This is a genomic window from Microlunatus ginsengisoli (assembly GCF_039537205.1).
GTDB lineage: Bacteria > Actinomycetota > Actinomycetes > Propionibacteriales > Propionibacteriaceae > Microlunatus > Microlunatus ginsengisoli.
In genome coordinates this window covers 9681-25657 of the sequence record NZ_BAABAB010000020.1, presented here as the reverse complement: position 1 = coordinate 25657, position 15977 = coordinate 9681, and the positions used below count along the sequence as shown (strand labels likewise).

Below are 15977 nucleotides of genomic sequence, written 5' to 3'. Positions count from 1 at the left end.
CGCACCCCCTTGCCGAGGCACGCCGACGACACCTAGGTTGACTCTCGACCTGATCCTCTTGTCCCCGGGGAGTTTTGTTCATGATCCGTAGACGTCCAGTCCTGCTCGCGGCCGCCGCGACCGCGTTCCTCACCGGGGTGATCGGCGCGGCCACGCCGCTCGCGTCCGCGCAACCGACCGAGGAGGTGACCTACCTCGTACTGTTCGACGGCACGGGAGCCGACCAAGCGGCGAAACAGGCCATCACGAAGGCCGGTGGCACGATCACCGAGACGAACACCAAGATCGGCTACGCCTACGTCCGCACCACCGACCGCGCCTTCGCGGACGCGGTCGCGAAGTCCGACGCCGTCGCCGGGGTGGCGAAGGAGCGCACCATCGGGGTCGCACCGAAGCAGCGGCGGGCACGGGCTGATCAGGTGGAGAAGCTGACCGTCGGCCAGAACGCGGCGAAGGGCAAGAGCGCCTCCGACTCGCCCGTGAAGGCGCAGGCCGGAGCGGTCACGCCGGAGCCGCTGGCGAACCTGCAGTGGGACATGCGCCAGATCGGCGCGACGGCGACCGGGTCGTATGCGAAGGACCGGGGCAGCAAGGGCGTCCGGGTCGGCATCCTCGACACCGGCGTCGACGGCACCCATCCCGACATCGCGCCGAACTTCGACAAGACCCTCAGCCGCAACTTCGTCACCGACATGCCCGACATCGACGGGCCGTGTGAGCATCCGAGCTGTATCGATCCGGTCGACGAGGACGACGACGGTCACGGCACCCATGTCGCCAGCACGATCGGCTCCCCGATCAACGGGCTGGGCATGGCCGGCGTCGCGCCGAACGTGACCTTGATCAACATCCGGGCCGGCCAGGACTCCGGGTACTTCTTCCTCAAGCCCACCCTGGACGCGCTCACCTATGCCGGCGACATCGGCGTGGACGTGGTGAACATGAGCTACTACGTCGATCCCTGGCTCTACAACTGCACGGCGAACCCGAAGGACTCCGCGGCGGAGCAGGCGCAGCAGCGGGTGATCCGGACCGCGGTCCAGCGGGCGATGAACTACGCCCGCAACCACGGCGTGCTGCCGGTGTCCGCCCTCGGCAACGAGGCCACCGACCTGAACAACCCGACGTTCGACGACACCAGCCCGGACTACCCGGCCGGGGCGGCGAAAGAGCGCACGATCGACAACTCCTGCATCAATGTGCCGACCGAGACCCGCGGCGTGGTGGGCGTGAGCTCGACCGGACCGAGCACCCGCAAGGCGTACTACTCCAACTACGGCACCGAGCAGACCGACGTCGCGGCTCCGGGCGGCGACGTCTACGACACCGTCGACAACACCCGCAACATCGCCGGCGCGATCTTGGCGGCGTACCCGAAGAACGTCGCCCAGGCCGAGGGCACGCTGAACCCGGACGGCACGCCCAACAACCCGGCCGTGATCCAGAGTTGCAAGGGCACCGTCTGTGCGTACTACCAGTACCTGCAGGGCACCTCGATGGCCTCGCCGCACGCCGCCGGCGTGGCCGCGCTGATCGTCGACCGGTACGGCCACCGCGACGGCCGGCACGGGCTCACTCTGAACCCGAACCGGACCGAGCGGCTGCTGTACGCCTCGGCCGTGCCGCACGCCTGCCCGCAGCCGCGTACGTACCACTACACCCGGATCACGCCCGCGGGTGCGGTGATCGAGGCCGACCACCGCTGCGCCGGCGGGGTGAACGACAACGGGTTCTACGGTCACGGCATCGTGAACGCCTACGCGGCCGTGACTCCCTGAGTCAACGCCGGCGTGTCAGCCGCTCCGCACCATATTCGGTGCTGAGCGGCTGACACGTCGGATGTGATGTCACGAACAGATCGCGCCGAGGTTGGCGGACTTCACCAGCTTGGCGTACTTGGCCAGGACGCCACGGCGCTGCGGGCGGTCGGCGGGGCTCCAGGCCTCGCGCCGGCGGGCCAGCTCGGCGTCGTCGACGCCGACCTCCAGCGTGCCGTTGGCCACGTCCAGGGTGATCGGGTCGCCGTCGCGGACCAGCGCGATCGGGCCGCCCTCGGTCGCCTCCGGCGCGATATGCCCGACGCACAGCCCGGTGGTGCCGCCGGAGAACCGGCCGTCGGTGATCAGCATGACGTCCTTGCCGAGCCCAGCGCCCTTGATCGCGCCGGTGATCGCGAGCATCTCGCGCATGCCGGGCCCGCCCTTGGGGCCCTCGTAGCGGATCACGACGACGTCGCCGGCCGAGATGGTGCCGTCCTCCAAGGCGTCCATCGCCGCCCGCTCGCCGTCGAACACGCGGGCCGTACCCTCCCAGACCGAGGTGTCGAAGCCGGCGCTCTTGACCACCGCGCCCTCGGGGGCGAGATTGCCGTGCAGGATGGTGATCCCGCCGGTCGGGTGGATCGGGTTGGACAGCGCCCGGACGATCACCCCGTCGACGTCCGGCGGCGCGATGTCGGTCAGGTTCTCCGCCATCGTCTTGCCGGTCACCGTGAGACAGTCGCCGTGCAGCAGGCCAGCCTCCAGCAGCGCCTTCATCACCACCGGTACGCCGCCGACCCGGTCGACGTCGTTCATCACGTAGCGCCCGAAGGGCTTCAGGTCGCCCAGGTGCGGCACCCGCTTGCCGACCCGGACGAAGTCGTCCAGGGTCAGGTCGACCTCGGCCTCGTTGGCGATCGCCAGCAGGTGCAGCACGGCGTTGGTCGAGCCGCCGAAGGCCATCACCACCGCGATCGCGTTCTCGAAGGCCTCCTTGGTGAGGATCTGGCGGGCGGTGATGCCCTTGCGGAGCAGCTCGACAGCGGCCATCCCGGACCGCCGGGCGAAGCCGTCCCGGCGCCGATCGACCGCGGGCGGGGCTGCGCTGCCGGGCAGCGACATGCCGAGCGCCTCGGCCGCGCTGGCCATCGTGTTCGCGGTGTACATCCCGCCGCAGGCGCCCTCGCCGGGACAGATCGCGCGCTCGATCTCGTCGACCTCCTCGCGGCTGACCAGCCCCCGCATGCAGGCGCCGACCGCCTCGAACGCGTCGATGATCGTGACGTCCCTGTCCCCCACCCGGCCGGGCATGATCGACCCGGCGTACAGGAAGACGGAGGCGAGGTCGAGCCGGGCGGCAGCCATCAGCATGCCGGGCAGCGACTTGTCACAACCGGCCAGCAGGACGCTGCCGTCTAGCCGCTCGGCCAGCATCACCGCCTCCACCGAGTCGGCGATGATCTCGCGGCTGACCAGCGAGTAGTGCATCCCCTCGTGGCCCATCGAGATGCCGTCGGAGACGGAGATGGTGCCGAATTCCAGCGGGTAGCCGCCGGCGGCGTGGACGCCGTCCTTGACCGCCTTGGCCAGCCGGTCCAGCGACAGGTTGCACGGCGTGATCTCGTTCCACGAGGACGCGACCCCGACCTGCGGCTTCGGCCAGTCCTCGTCGCCCATCCCGACCGCGCGGAGCATCCCCCGCGACGCGGTGGCCTCGAGCCCGTCGGTGACCACCCGCGAGCGAGGCTTGATGTCGACGCCCCCGCCGGCGTCGGGGCTGGTCAGGTCCGGGTCGTGGGTGATCGTCATAGGGGGCAATCTAGTCGGTGGGACACGGGCCGCTGCGACGAATCTCGGTGCGGAGTGCATCACCGGGACCGGTAGCGAGTCTTGTCTCGTGAAGGGTGCCGACCCGAACCGGGCCGGCTCGATCGAGGAGGTCGACCATGCCGTACACCGTGCTCCGCGGACACTTCGTGATCCGCTACCCGGACCTGCCCCGGCAGGGGCCGGAGCCCGACGGTGACACCGTCAAGTTCCGGCCCGACACGCCGGGACTGGTGGAACTGATCCCGCGGCGCTCGGGGCGTCCGCCCGAGCTCAACGCGCGCGGCATCTCGGTGCGACTGGAGGCGATCGACGCACTGGAGACCCACTTCGCCGAGACGCATCAAGAGCTCGGCGGGGCGAACGCTGCGCGGGACGCGCTGCTGGCCCGGCTGGGCTTCACCAACGTGGTGTTCTTCCCCGACCAGCCGAACCGGGTCCAGTCCGCCGACGCCGACGAGCTGGTGGGGTACGTCCTCAGCAACGGGATCGACGCCAACGGCCGGATGATCGGCTTCGTCTATCCGGGCGAGCCGGCGGTGGCCGACGGCGCCAGCGTCTTCCTCGACAACCCGGGAGTGGATACGTCGGTCAACGCGTCCCTGCTGGCCGACGGCCTGGTCTATCCGGCGTTCTACGGCACGCTGCCCGCGTCGTTGCGCGTCCATCTCGCCGAGTCGTCTCGGGCCGCCCGAGCTGCCGGCCTCGGCATCTGGCCCGGCAGCACCGCCACCCCGGATGCGACCGCCACCGTGCCCGACCTCGCGACCTTGGAGACGCTGGCGATCTGGCCCAAGCTGTTCCGCCGGCTGGTGCCCTATCTCGCGACCGGTCAGTCCAGCCTGGACGGATTCGACGCCTGGCTGCGCGCGGACGCGGTGAACCGGGACGACGCGCTGTTCTTCCTCGACCCGCCCGAGCCGGGCAACATGCACGACCTGGTGGTCGCCTCGGGACACCGGGTGTTCCTCAACCGGTGGCCCGAGGACTTCATCATCGAGCCGGATCCCGCCTCGCCGGGCACGCCGACCGGTCCGGGCACATTCGTGGCCGGCGACGTCGTCATCGTGGCGGCCGTGCCCGATCCAGCGGGCGCGGACGCCGGCGCGGAGACCGCGACGCTGCTGAACACCACCGGCGGCTCGATCGATCTGGCCGGCTGGCGGCTCGGCGACTGGGCCGGGCACCGGCAGGACCTGACCGGTGCGGTCGGCGGCGGCGATGCGGTCAAGGTCGTGCTGACCGGAGCGGTTCAGCTGCCCAACAAGGGAGGCTCGCTCAGCCTCTTCGATGCCAACGGGCAGACCATCGACCACGTCACCTACGGCGCCGCCGCGAGAGGTCGCACCGTCGTCTTCGGCCGCTGACCGATCCTTCCCTGATTCTGTCCCGCCAGTGGCGTCGCAGGGGGCTCGAAAGGCCCTTTAGCGTCCACTGGGGGGACGAAATCAGGGACCCGCTTCTCCTCCCGAGGCGCGGAGCGGGCCTGCGGGTCGCGGTGAGCCCGGGCGCCGTCTCACGCGCCCTCGGCGCTACTCGCACCGCGCCCGGCACCGACGCCTCACTCCGCACCGCCGACGGTGACTCCGCACCCTGCGCGCAGGGTGCGAAGTCGCCGTTCGAGGTGCGGAGTGCAGTCGGGTTCGCTGCCCGAGGTGCGGAGTGCAAGGGCTGCAGACCCCAGAGAGCGGAGCGCGGCGAGTAGCAGGGCCGCCACCCGTCTAGCACGTCGCGCGGGCGAGCAGGTACCTCGCTCGAGCCGATCGGTGCGAGTCGGCCGGATATCGTCCGGACCGGGTCGCTACCTGATCCGGTGAGCGATGTCGGAGCGCAGCTTCACCGTCACCCGGAAGCCGAGGTAGCGGCGGAAGAGCAGCCGCACCTGGGCGTCGATGGCCGGGAGGCAGAAGAACACCGGGGCGACGATGGGCAGCGCGCAGAACTCGAGCACCATCTTGACCCAGGTCTGCGGGCCGCGGTGCCGCGGCCGCTTCGGCAGGAGCTTGAGCGCGACCACGGCCGAGATGACGAGACTGACCACGGTCAGCACCGGGGCGAGTGAGTTGACCCGTGAGGCGATCTCCACCAGCGGCGACGTCGACCAGTCGTAGTTCGCGTGCGCGGCGAGCTCCGCGATGCTCTCCGACGACCTGGTCACGGTCGGGCCGAGGTAGTTCACCATCAGCCGCAGGCTCAGCAGCAGCAGCGGCACGGTGGCCCACAGGTGGAACTGGGACAGCTGGCGGAACGTCTGCATCGCCTTGTCGCGCAGCGGGATCCGCTGGTTGGTGAGGTTCTGCTCCATGATGTAGGGGAAGTCGATGACGCCGTACGACCAGCGCCGGATCTGCCGGTACTGCTCGCGCATCGTGGCCCACCAGCTGTGCGACTGGACCGCGTCCAGATAGACCGGAAGGTGCAGCGGCACGGTCTTGGCCCGGCCGTTGGTGCCGAAGTACATCCGCCAGTACTGCCGCGAGTCGTCCGGGATCACGTTGGTCGACCAGAAGTCGACGCCGACCAGGGCACGCATGCCCATCGCGTGCGAGGAGAAGATCCGCAGCCGCTTCGGCCGGGTCGAGTCGACCAGGGTCCACATGCTCGCGATGTAGCCCACCAGCCGCGATGCCGAGGTCACTTCCCACGCGTTGTTGTGAAACAGCAGCACCGGCTGATAGCTGTCCACGTCACGGTTCGGGTTGGTCAGGTAGGTGTAGCTCAGCACCTGGAAGTAGTGCGGGCTCGGCCGGGTGTCGGCGTCGAACGCGGAGACGATGACCTGGTGGTCGCGGATGCCGTCGCGGAGCAGCTCGCGGCGGGCCTCCTGCGCGCCCCAGCTGATGTTGGCGCCCTTGACCCGGCCCTCACCGGGCAGACCGTCCGGGTGCCGGGTGGTCAGGAACCGGCCGAACCGTCCGCCGTACGTCGCCCGCAGCTGCTCGATCCGCTCCTCGTTCCAGATCGGCGAGCGGGCCTCGAAGGTGAGGCAGATCATCAGCCGGTCGGCCGCATAGTTCGCCGCCAGGATCGCCTCCAGCGACTGCTCGAGGATCGCCCGGCCTTCGCTGTACACCGGGATGACGATCAGGTGGTGCACCTCGTCGGGGGCCGGGACCTCGGGTCCGCTGTGCGTCCAGACGTTCAGCGCCTGCAGTTCCTCGGCCTCGGACGGATCGAGCCGCGGCTGGTCGGCGAGCTCGTGCATCCGCGCGTACGGGTCGTTCAGGTGCCGCAGCCGCGCCTCCCAGTTGAGCTCGCGGTAGCGCTTCATGGTGCGGTACTCGATCGCCTGGCGGACCGCGAGGCTGAGCGAGGCGGCCAGCCAGAACGCCAGGTAGGCGCTGAAGGCGACGTACGCCAGCCGGTGGGAGGTCTCGAACAGCAGGATCGGGATGACGACCGGGAGGACCAGCAGCAGGGCGGGCACGGACTCGAGGACTCGCTGAGTCTGATACGCAGGGCGGGTCAGCCTCGGGGTCTCAGCGCTCGTGTGAAAACCGGGAGCGATGATGGACTCGGTGATCGGAGCTCCCCTCGGGTCGTGAGTCTTTCGGGCGTGACACGCTCGCGGCCGCTGGCCCGCTGCCATGCGATTCTACCGAAACTCACAGGGTGACCCGGTCACGACAGGCCCGGGTGCAGCGGAACCGCGTGACCAACCTCACGGCAGGGCAACCGATCCGGTGGGCTGGCGAGACGTCCGGCCGGCTCAGGCGGCCGAACCGACCGGTGTCGGCGGCGCCGGAACGCGATCCATCGAGCGCAGCACCATCCGGATGCCGAGGGCGATGACGAGTCCGGCGCCCATCACCGGGCCGAGGTTGGCGACCACCTGCTGGAAGGCGGTGTAGTTCCGCTCGAAGCTGCCGCCGTACGGGAGCGCGGCCAGCGGCAGGCAGGCGCAGATCCAGAGCACCCACGCCCCGGCCCAGATCCGGACCCAGCGGGGCAGCCGATCGACCATCACGGCCATGGCCAGCGGCAGCACCCAGACGTAGTGGTGGGTCCACGACAGCGGCGACGCCAGGCAGGTGCACATGCCGACGATGGCCACCGCGAACACCTTCTGCCCCGATCGCCACCAGGTGGATGCGACGATCGCGCCGATCAGGGCGACGATGCCGGCGAAGCCGAGCCCGATCAGGGTGAGCTTGGTGCCGCCCCCGCCGGCCAGCCGGAAGAAGACGCCGAGCAACGACTGGTTGCCGGCATAGATCGGCCCGGCCGTCCGGGTGTCCCCGCCGGCCAGCCCGGTCCAGAACGACAACGTCTGGTGCGGCAGGAAGATCGCGCCGATGGCGGTGAAGCCGACGAACCCGGCGATCGCCCAGAGCGCGGTCTTCTTCTTGCCGATCAGGAAGTCGAAGACCACGAACAGGGCGGGGGTCAGCTTGATCGAGGCGGCGAGACCGGTGAGCACGCCCTGCGGGAACCGCTTCCAGCGGGTCGCCCGGTCCGGCAGCATGTCGGCGACCACGAACGCCATCAAGATGGTGTTCACCTGGCCATAGCCGAGGGTGGTCCGGATCGGCTCCATCGCGACCAGCACGGCGATGCCGATCAGCCCGAGCTTCCAGCCGCGCGGCGCCCGGCACCGGCGCAGCACCGACTGCTGGGCCCAGACCAGGCCGGCGGTCCAAAGCACCTGCCACATCGTGTACGGCCCGAAGGCCAGCGGCGTCATCAGCACCGCGGCGATCGGCGGGTAGATGAAATAGAGATTCCAGAACGGCGTGGTGGTGGCGAAGATGTCCTTGCCGGCGAGCATGTCCTTGACCGCGTAGACGTACACCTGGAGGTCGATCGTGGACGGCTTCCACGGCCAGAGATGGCCATAGGCGATCACGAACGGCAGGATCAGCAGCGCCACGACGAAAGGCGGGAGGAACTCCACCGCCGCGCGGGCGACTCGCCGGCGCCCGCTCGGCACCGGCTCACCCGCCGTCGGGCGGGCGGCGGGCTCGGCGCTCACGAGGACCCGGTCAGCTGGGCATGGACCGCGTCGAGTGCGGCGGCGTCGGCCTCGTCCCGGTCGAACAGGGCGCGCATGCCCGGTGTGCCGGCATAGCGCGGGACCAGATGGACGTGCAGGTGGAAGACCTCCTGGCCGGCGACCGCCCCCGCGGCGGAGTACAGGTTGAGGCCGTCGGCACCGAGCCGGTCGACCAGCAGCCGCGACACGGTGTCGATCGCCGGCGCGAGGTCGGCCAGCGCGGGCTCGCCGTGGACCAGGTCGAGCACGTGCCGCCTCGGGATCACCAGGGTGTGGCCACGGTGCCAGGGCGCGATGTCGAGGAACGCGTACGCGTGCTCGTCGGCGAACACGGTCCGGCTCGGGATGTCGCCGGCGACGATCTTGCAGAACAAACAGTCTTGCGCTTCGCTCGGGCCCGGTGCTGAGGACTGGCTCATCGGATCACGTTCTCCAGTTCCTCGCCGGCCGCCCAGCGGGCCAACTGCTCGGCGATCAGCTTGTCGGCTCGGGGGAAGAATGCCGTGCTCGCCCCGCCGACGTGGGGCGAGATCAGCACGTCCGGCACCTGCCAGAGCGGGTGGTCGGCCGGCAGCGGCTCGGGCTCGGTCACGTCCAGCGCGGCTCTGATCCGGCCCCTGCCGGTCTCGGCCAGCAGCGCGTCGGTGTCGACCAACCGGCCACGGGCCACATTCACCAGCAGCGCACCGTCCGGCAGCAGCGCGAGTTCCTCGGCACCGATCAGCCCGTCCGTCTCCGGCGTCAGCGGGGCGATGACCACGGCGATGTCAGCGCTCGGTAGCAGCCGCGGCAGGTCGGCGATGGCGTGCACCGCGGGGCCGCCGTCGGCGCCGTCACGCGCCCGGCGGGCGACCCGTGTCACCGAGGCCACCTCGAACCCGGCCAACCGGCGCTCGATCGCGGCGCCGATCCGGCCGTACCCGATGATCAGCACCCGCTTGTCGGCCAGCGAGTTGCCGAAGACGAAGCCCCACTCGCCCCGCTCCTGCAGCCGGGCGAACACGTCCAGGTGCCGGCCGCTGGCCAGCATCAGGGCGACGGCGAGCTCGGCGGTGCTCGCGTCGTGCACCCCGGCGGCGTTGCACAGCGTGACCCCGGCCGGGATCACCGGCTTGAAGTTGTCCACCCCGGCGGTCTGCGTCTGCACCACCTCCAGGGCCGTCATCTCGGCCACCCGGTCGAGCTGCTCGGCGCCCTTCATATACGGGATGACGTAGAAGTTCACCTCGGCGACGCTGTCGGGCAGTGGCCCGCTAGCGTCGTAGCAGTCGATGTCGATGCCCTCCGGAATGCCGCCGAGCCGGCGCTCTGCCTCGGCCCGGTCGGCGTACGGCAGCCAGGCCAGCCGCTGTTTCGTGCCCTGACCGTGCCCTGAGCTTGTCGAAGGGCTCATGCCGCTGCCCCGTCCGTCGCGGTCCGCACCGGGTGCCCGGCCGCGGCCAGGGCGGCCTTCACGTCGGCGATCCGCACGGTCCCGAAGTGGAATACGCTCGCCGCCAGCACCGCGTCCGCGCCGGCGTCGACCGCCGGCGGGAAGTCCTCCGCCCGGCCCGCTCCGCCCGAGGCGATCAGCGGTACGTCCACCACGGCCCGCACCGCGGCGATCATCTCCAGGTCGAAGCCGCCGGTGGTGCCGTCGGCGTCCATCGAGTTGAGCAGGATCTCGCCGACACCCAGCTCGACCCCCCGCCGGGCCCACTCCACCGCGTCGAGGCCGGCGCTGCGCCGGCCGCCGTGGGTGGTCACCTCGAAGCCGGACGGCTGGTCGGGCACCCGGCGCGCGTCCACTGACAGCACCAGCACCTGGTTGCCGAACTGCCGGGTGATCTCCGCGATCACCTCGGGCCGGCGGATGGCCCCGGTGTTGATGGCGACCTTGTCCGCACCCGCCCGGAGCAGCACGTCCACGTCGCGGACCGAGCCGACGCCGCCGCCGACGGTGAGCGGGATGAAGACGGTCTCCGCGGTCCGCCGGACCACGTCGAGGGTCGTCTCCCGGCCCTCGCTGGAGGCGGAGATGTCGAGGAACGTGAGCTCGTCGGCGCCCTCGGCGTCGTAGCCGTGGCCCAGCTCGACCGGATCGCCGGCGTCGCGCAGGTTCAAGAAGTTCACGCCCTTGACGACCCGGCCGCCGTGGACGTCCAGGCAGGGGATGACGCGGACGGCAACACTCACAGGTGACGATCCTAGCCGCCGGGGCCGACCGCGGGCCGGAGGCGGACGAGCTCCGGCGCCCTGCACGTCGCGCTGGATCTCGGGACCGCCCGCTGTGGTTGGCGCTTGGTCCGCATCACCCGACTCAGCGCTGCGCGGGGTACGACGCCGGTGCCGACGGCCACTTCGCGCTGGTTGCACCCACTCCGCGCGTCCAGCGCGTCGCGCGGAGTGGGTGGAAGGCGAGCGAAGACGGGGCCCGGCGAGGCGTGGAGGCGAGGTGCGCTGGCCCGGCGAGGCGAGCGGGCCCGGCGAGGCGAGCCGGCCCGGCGAGGCGAGCAGGTCCGGCGCCCGACCGGCTCGCCTACGGCACGAAGCGGTAGCCGACGCCGGGGTCGGTGATGAAGTGCCGGGGGCGGCCGGGCTCGACCTCCAGCTTGCGGCGCAGCTGAGCGAGATAGACCCGGAGATAGTTGCTCTCCTTGTCGTAGGCCGGTCCCCAGACCTCGCGCAGCAGCTCGGCCTGCCGGACCAGGGAGCCCGGCCGCCGGGTGAGGACCTCCACCAGCCGCCACTCGGTCGGGGTGAGGTGCACCGGCTCGCCCTCGCGCCGGGCGATGTGGTCGCCGAGATCCAGAGACAGCGTCGGGGTGGTGACGACCCGCTGCTCGGTCTTGGCATCGGTGCCGCGGTGCCGCAAGGCGGCGCGGATCCGGGCCAGCAGCTCCTCCATCCCGAACGGTTTGGTGACATAGTCGTCCGCGCCCAGGTCGAGGGCCTCCACCTTGTCGTCGGAGGAGTGCCGGGCGGACAGCACGACCACCGGCACGTCGCTGAACGCCCGCAGCCGGCGCAGTACGCCGACACCGTCGACGTCGGGCAGGCCGAGATCCAGCAGTACGGCGTCGGGCGGGTCCTCGGCCAGGATCTGGAGCGCCGTCCGTCCGTCGAATGCCAGTTGCACCGCGTAGTCCCGGGCCCGCAGGTTGATCCGGAGCGTCCGGACGATCGCCGGGTCGTCGTCGACGACGAGGATGGTGGTCATCGGCCGGCCTGGAGCCGACCGTCGTCGCCGACCGGCACGGGCCGCTCCGCCGGCACCTGACGTACGCCGTCGCCGGCGGGCAGGTCGATCACAAGCGTCAGTCCGCCGCCGGGGGTCTCCTCCGCGCTGAGTGCGCCGCCCATCGCCTCCAACAGCCCCCGAGCAACCGCCAGGCCGAGCCCGACGCCGTCGCCGCGCGGCACGTCGCCGAGCCGCTGGAACGGTTCGAAGATCGCCGCCCGCGACGCGGCGGCGACGCCCGGTCCGTGGTCCACCACCCGCAACGAGACCCAAGCCGACCCATCCGGGCCGGACCAGGCCGACCCGCGGACCTCGACCGGCGAGCCGGCCGCGTGCTTCACCGCGTTCTCGGCCACATTGGCGACGACCCGGTCGAGCAGGCCGGGGTCGGCGAGCGCCGCCGGCAGCGACTCGTCGACCTCGACCCTCAGCCGACCGGCGTCGGCGATGCCGGCCACCGCTCGCTGGACGGCGGGATTGAGCTCTACCTCGGCGAGCAGCGGGGTGACACTCTGCGTCTGCAGCCGGCTCATGTCCAGCAGGTTGGCCACCAGCGCGTCGAGCCGGTCCGCCGACTCCTCGACGGTGGCGAGCAGTTCCTCCTCGTCCTCGGGCGACCAGACGATCTCGGTGCTGCGCAGGCTGCTGATGGCTGCCTTGATCGCCGCCAGCGGGCTGCGCAGGTCGTGCGAGACCGCGGCCAGCAACGCCGTCCGGGTCCGGTTGGCCTCGGTCAGCTCGCGCACCTGCGCGGCCTCGGCTTCGGCCGCCCGCCGTTCCTCGAGCACGGCGAAGTGGGCGGCGTACGCGGTCAGCAGGCTCTGGTCCTCGGCTCGCAGCGGCCGCCCCCGGAGCAGCAGCTCCCGACCGGGTCCGATGTCGATCCGGGCGTCCGCGGTCGCCGCGGTGGTCAGCTGGTCGCCCCAATAGGCTTCGACCCCGGGTCGCTCACCGTCGGTCCGCAGAATCGCGGCGCCCGACATCCCGAACACCTCGCCGGCCTGGGCCAGCAGGTCGGCGGGCTCGTCGCCGCCGTGCACGATGGTGTGCGCGAGCACGGCGAGCGCGTTCGCCTCGGTCCGGGCGCGGACGGCCTCCTCGGTCCGCCGTGCCGAGCGGTCCACCACCGACGCGACCGCGACGCCGGTCAGCACGAACAGCGCGATGGCAAAGGCGTTCTCGGGGTCCGCCATGGTCAGCGTGCCGGTCGGGGGCACGAAGAAGTAGTTCAGTGCGGCGCCGCTGAGGACCGCGCCGAGCACTGCCGGCCACAGACCCCCCACCAGGGCCGTCGCCACCACGAGTGCGAGCATCAACAGCGCCTCGGTCGGCAGGCCGTGGAGGTCCGGGGTGAGGTACAGACCGGTGGTGAGCAGTGCGGTGCCGAGCGTGGCCAGCAGGTAGCCCGCGCGCAGCCGGCGCCCGGTCAGCGCCGTCCGGCGACGCTGGCGTACGCCGGCGCGGGCGAAGTCGTGACTCACCACGTGCACGTCGATGTCACCGGACCGCGCGATCACCAGCTCGCCGACGCCCGGTCTGAACAGAGCCGACCAGCGCGACCGGCGGCTCGCACCGATCAGCACTTGGGTGGCGTTCACGCCGCGGGCGAAGTCCAGCAGGCCGTCGGCGGAATCGTGGGCGACGACCGCGTGGAACTCCCCTCCCATCTCCTCGGCCGCCGTGCGCAGCGCTTCCAGTGCCTTCGGCGAGACGCCGGTGAGTCCGTCGCGGCGGCTGACGTAGACGGCCAGCCACTGTGCACCCGCGGTCCGGCCGGCGATCCGCGCGGCCCGCCGCATCAGCGCCTGTGAATCCTTGCCGCCGGACACGCCAACCACCACCCGCTCGCGGGTCGCCCAGGTCGCCTCGATCCGGTGTTGCTCGCGATAGCGGTCGAGGCCCTCGTCGACACGGTCGGCGAGCCAGAGCAGCGCCAGCTCCCGCAGCGCAGCGAGGTTGCCCTCGCGGAAGTAGTGGGAGAGAGCGGTGTCGATCTTGTCCGCGCCGTAGATGTTGCCATGGGCCATCCGGCGGCGCAGAGCCTGCGGGCTCATGTCCACCAGCTCGACCGCCTCGGCCGCCCGGACCACCCGGTCCGGCACCGTCTCCGCCTGTCGCACGCCGGTCACCTGAGCCACCACGTCGTTCAACGACTCCAGGTGCTGGATGTTCACCGTGGTGATCACGTCGATCCCGGCTGCCAGCATGGACGCCACGTCCTGCCAGCGCTTGAGGTGCGCGCCGGCCTCGCCCGGCTCGACCGCGTTGGTATGCGCCAGCTCGTCCACCAGAGCGACCTGGGGCGCCCGGGCGAGCACGGCGGCCAGGTCCAGCTCGCCGACATCGAGGCCGCGATAGCCGACCGACCGCCGGGGAACGACCTCCAAGCTGCCGATCGCATCCTCGGTCTTCGCCCGGCCGTGGGTTTCCACGAAAGCGATCACCACGTCGGTGCCTCGCGCGGCGCGTCGCTGGCCCTCTTGCAGCATGGCGAACGTCTTGCCGACGCCCGGGGCGGCACCCAGATAGACCCGCAGGCTGCCGCGTTCCATGGTCACAGTGTGCCTCCGCCGGCGCACGTCGGTCCCCCGCCCGGGTGCCGCGGCTAGCCCAGCCCGCTCAGGGCCAGGTTCAGCTCGACGACGTTGACCCGCGGCTCGCCGAGGAAGCCGAGCATCCGGCCCCGGGTGTGCTCCGCCACGAGCCTGCGGACGCGATCGGGGTCGAGCTCGCGTGCGCGTGCGACCCGCGCCACCTGGAGCTCGGCGTACTCCGGAGAGATGTACGGGTCGAGGCCGGACCCGGACGCGGTGACCGCGTCGGCGGGGACCGCGCTCGGTGCCGCCTGCTCCCGCTCGGCGACCTCGGCTCGTCGCCGGTCGACGGCGGCGGTCAGGTCCGGGTTGGACGGACCCAGGTTGCTCCCGCCGCTGGCCTGGGCGTTGTCCTCCACCGCCGACGGCCGTGGCTGGAACCACTGGTCACCGTCGAGCTCCTGCCCGATCAGGGCGGCGATGGTCAGTAGCCCTGACGGGGCGTCGGTCAGCAGCGGGACCGGCAGCGAGTCGGGCATCAGAAGTGCTCCAGGAAGATCGGGGTGCAGACGAGATAACCGAGCACGGCGGCGGACAGCAGCAGGAGGAGGACCGCTGAAACGGACATGACTCAGTTGCCTTCGTGGCTGATCGGGTGCTGCTGGGCAAGTGCGAGCCCGGCCTGGTCGGCCAGCAGCACGGCAACCCGGCGCCGCTCTCGGCTGGGGCGGGCGACGCGCGTCGCAGCGGTCAGCCGGAACTCGCCGCGTACCCGCTCGCCGACCCGGACCGGCAGCGATATCTCCGTGTCGGTAGGCAGACCGTCGCGGTCGACGTCGACGACGTGACCGGCATCGACCAGCCGCCCGTCGGGCTCCAGCCTGGGCAGGTCGGCGGCCCGTTCGGGATGGAAGCGCGCGAGGTCGATCTCTAGCACCGTGACCAGCCGGTGCTCCACCTGCTCGACCACCGTCGCGGCGGGCGCGGAGCCGCCGATCGCCTCGGTCGCGTCCAGCAGACCACCGAGATATCCGCTCTGCTCGCTGGCTCTGGCCTGCTGCCGGCGCCCCCACAGCGCCAGTTCGGTGACGGCGACGCCGACCAGCACCAGCCCGACGGCGATCTCGATGTCGGCCCGATCGAGGATCTGGAGCGTGAGGTACGGCGCGGTCAGGAAGTAGTCGAAGCTGAGCGCGCTCGACCCGGCGGCCAGCAGGCCGGCGGAGCGCAACCCGGTGGAGGCCGCGCCGACGACAACGAGCACGAGCAGCAGCGCCGCGGTGGTGCTCTCGACCAGCCGCGGGACGTGGCTCAGGATTGCACACAGCGCTGCCGGGACGATGACGGCGCCGACCAGCACCAGGGACCGGTGGCGCAGCACGAAACGATCTGTGGTCACGACTCCATCGAAGGACCGGTGCGCGGCGCCGGCTCCGGCGTTGACGCACACCTGACGGATCTTGCCGCCGTCTTCACGCCGGCGCTCGCCTGCGGCCAGCGGCGGGTCAGCAGGGCGAGTGCGGGAGTAGCGGGTGCTGCGGTCGCGCAGCAGTTCGGCCGCGGCGGGACTCTGCAGGGCCCGCTCCCCCGACCCGAGCCCCAAATTTCCCGCCGCGGCGGGATTTTCCGGGTCCACCCGCCTG

General features: G+C 71.3%; 12 protein-coding genes. 2 read left to right on the top strand and 10 right to left on the bottom strand.

Features of this window, described 5'->3' with window-relative positions:
* Positions 1-80 precede the first annotated feature (80 nt).
* Positions 81-1778, top strand: a complete 1698-nt coding sequence (locus ABD747_RS14080; RefSeq protein WP_344805554.1) for a S8 family peptidase — start codon at positions 81-83, stop codon at positions 1776-1778.
* A 69-nt stretch (positions 1779-1847) separates the two neighbouring features.
* Here ABD747_RS14080 and ilvD read toward each other — a convergent pair whose 3' ends face one another.
* On the bottom strand, positions 1848-3569 hold the full coding sequence (gene ilvD, locus ABD747_RS14075) for a dihydroxy-acid dehydratase (RefSeq protein ID WP_344805552.1): 1722 nt from the start codon (positions 3567-3569) through the stop codon (positions 1848-1850).
* 137 nt (positions 3570-3706) lie between these two features.
* Between ilvD and ABD747_RS14070 the strand changes: the two genes are divergently transcribed.
* Entirely contained in the window at positions 3707-4954 is a 1248-nt protein-coding gene (locus tag ABD747_RS14070; RefSeq protein ID WP_344805550.1) for a lamin tail domain-containing protein, read from the top strand.
* A gap of 434 nt (positions 4955-5388) precedes the next feature.
* On the opposite strand, the gene ABD747_RS14065 is transcribed toward ABD747_RS14070, so the two are convergent.
* The 9 genes from ABD747_RS14065 to ABD747_RS14025 form a co-directional block, all read right to left on the bottom strand.
* The gene (locus ABD747_RS14065) at positions 5389-7014 is read right to left on the bottom strand and encodes a glycosyltransferase (RefSeq protein WP_344805548.1); all 1626 of its coding nucleotides are present in this window, start codon (positions 7012-7014) and stop codon (positions 5389-5391) included.
* Positions 7015-7296: 282 nt separating this feature from the next.
* Complete coding sequence (locus tag ABD747_RS14060; protein WP_344805546.1) at positions 7297-8559, bottom strand: glycosyltransferase 87 family protein; 1263 nt, start codon at positions 8557-8559, stop codon at positions 7297-7299.
* Positions 8556-8999: an HIT family protein gene (locus ABD747_RS14055; protein WP_344805544.1), complete on the bottom strand. Its 444-nt coding sequence runs from the start codon at positions 8997-8999 to the stop codon at positions 8556-8558. Before ABD747_RS14055 ends, ABD747_RS14060 begins: the two co-directional genes overlap by 4 nt.
* Positions 8996-9973 carry a 2-hydroxyacid dehydrogenase gene (locus ABD747_RS14050; protein ID WP_344805542.1) on the bottom strand — a complete coding sequence of 326 codons (978 nt, stop codon included), beginning with the start codon at positions 9971-9973 and terminating at the stop codon, positions 8996-8998. The genes ABD747_RS14055 and ABD747_RS14050 overlap by 4 nt, the downstream gene beginning before the upstream one ends.
* On the bottom strand, positions 9970-10755 hold the full coding sequence (gene hisF / locus ABD747_RS14045) for an imidazole glycerol phosphate synthase subunit HisF (RefSeq protein ID WP_344805540.1): 786 nt from the start codon (positions 10753-10755) through the stop codon (positions 9970-9972). The genes ABD747_RS14050 and hisF overlap by 4 nt, the downstream gene beginning before the upstream one ends.
* 343 nt (positions 10756-11098) lie before the next feature.
* Positions 11099-11779: a response regulator gene (locus ABD747_RS14040; RefSeq protein ID WP_344805538.1), complete on the bottom strand. Its 681-nt coding sequence runs from the start codon at positions 11777-11779 to the stop codon at positions 11099-11101.
* The gene (locus ABD747_RS14035) at positions 11776-14352 is read right to left on the bottom strand and encodes a DUF4118 domain-containing protein (protein WP_344805536.1); all 2577 of its coding nucleotides are present in this window, start codon (positions 14350-14352) and stop codon (positions 11776-11778) included. Before ABD747_RS14035 ends, ABD747_RS14040 begins: the two co-directional genes overlap by 4 nt.
* A gap of 53 nt (positions 14353-14405) precedes the next feature.
* A complete protein-coding gene (gene kdpC / locus ABD747_RS14030; RefSeq protein ID WP_425562530.1) occupies positions 14406-14873 on the bottom strand; it encodes a K(+)-transporting ATPase subunit C in 468 nt (155 codons plus the stop codon).
* 92 nt (positions 14874-14965) lie between these two features.
* On the bottom strand, positions 14966-15977 hold a 1012-nt coding region (locus ABD747_RS14025; protein WP_344805534.1), incomplete at its 5' end, for a DUF4118 domain-containing protein.

Bases quoted from the DNA above. Each gene is read 5' to 3' on its own strand.
- ABD747_RS14080 (WP_344805554.1), top strand. From the start codon at position 81: ATGATCCGTAGACGTCCAGTCCTGCTCGCGGCCGCCGCGACCGCGTTC.
- ilvD (WP_344805552.1), bottom strand. From the start codon at position 3,569: ATGACGATCACCCACGACCCGGACCTGACCAGCCCCGACGCCGGCGGG.
- ABD747_RS14070 (WP_344805550.1), top strand. From the start codon at position 3,707: ATGCCGTACACCGTGCTCCGCGGACACTTCGTGATCCGCTACCCGGAC.
- ABD747_RS14055 (WP_344805544.1), bottom strand. From the start codon at position 8,999: ATGAGCCAGTCCTCAGCACCGGGCCCGAGCGAAGCGCAAGACTGTTTG.
- ABD747_RS14050 (WP_344805542.1), bottom strand. From the start codon at position 9,973: ATGAGCCCTTCGACAAGCTCAGGGCACGGTCAGGGCACGAAACAGCGG.
- ABD747_RS14040 (WP_344805538.1), bottom strand. From the start codon at position 11,779: ATGACCACCATCCTCGTCGTCGACGACGACCCGGCGATCGTCCGGACG.
- ABD747_RS14035 (WP_344805536.1), bottom strand. From the start codon at position 14,352: ATGGAACGCGGCAGCCTGCGGGTCTATCTGGGTGCCGCCCCGGGCGTC.
- kdpC (WP_425562530.1), bottom strand. From the start codon at position 14,873: ATGCCCGACTCGCTGCCGGTCCCGCTGCTGACCGACGCCCCGTCAGGG.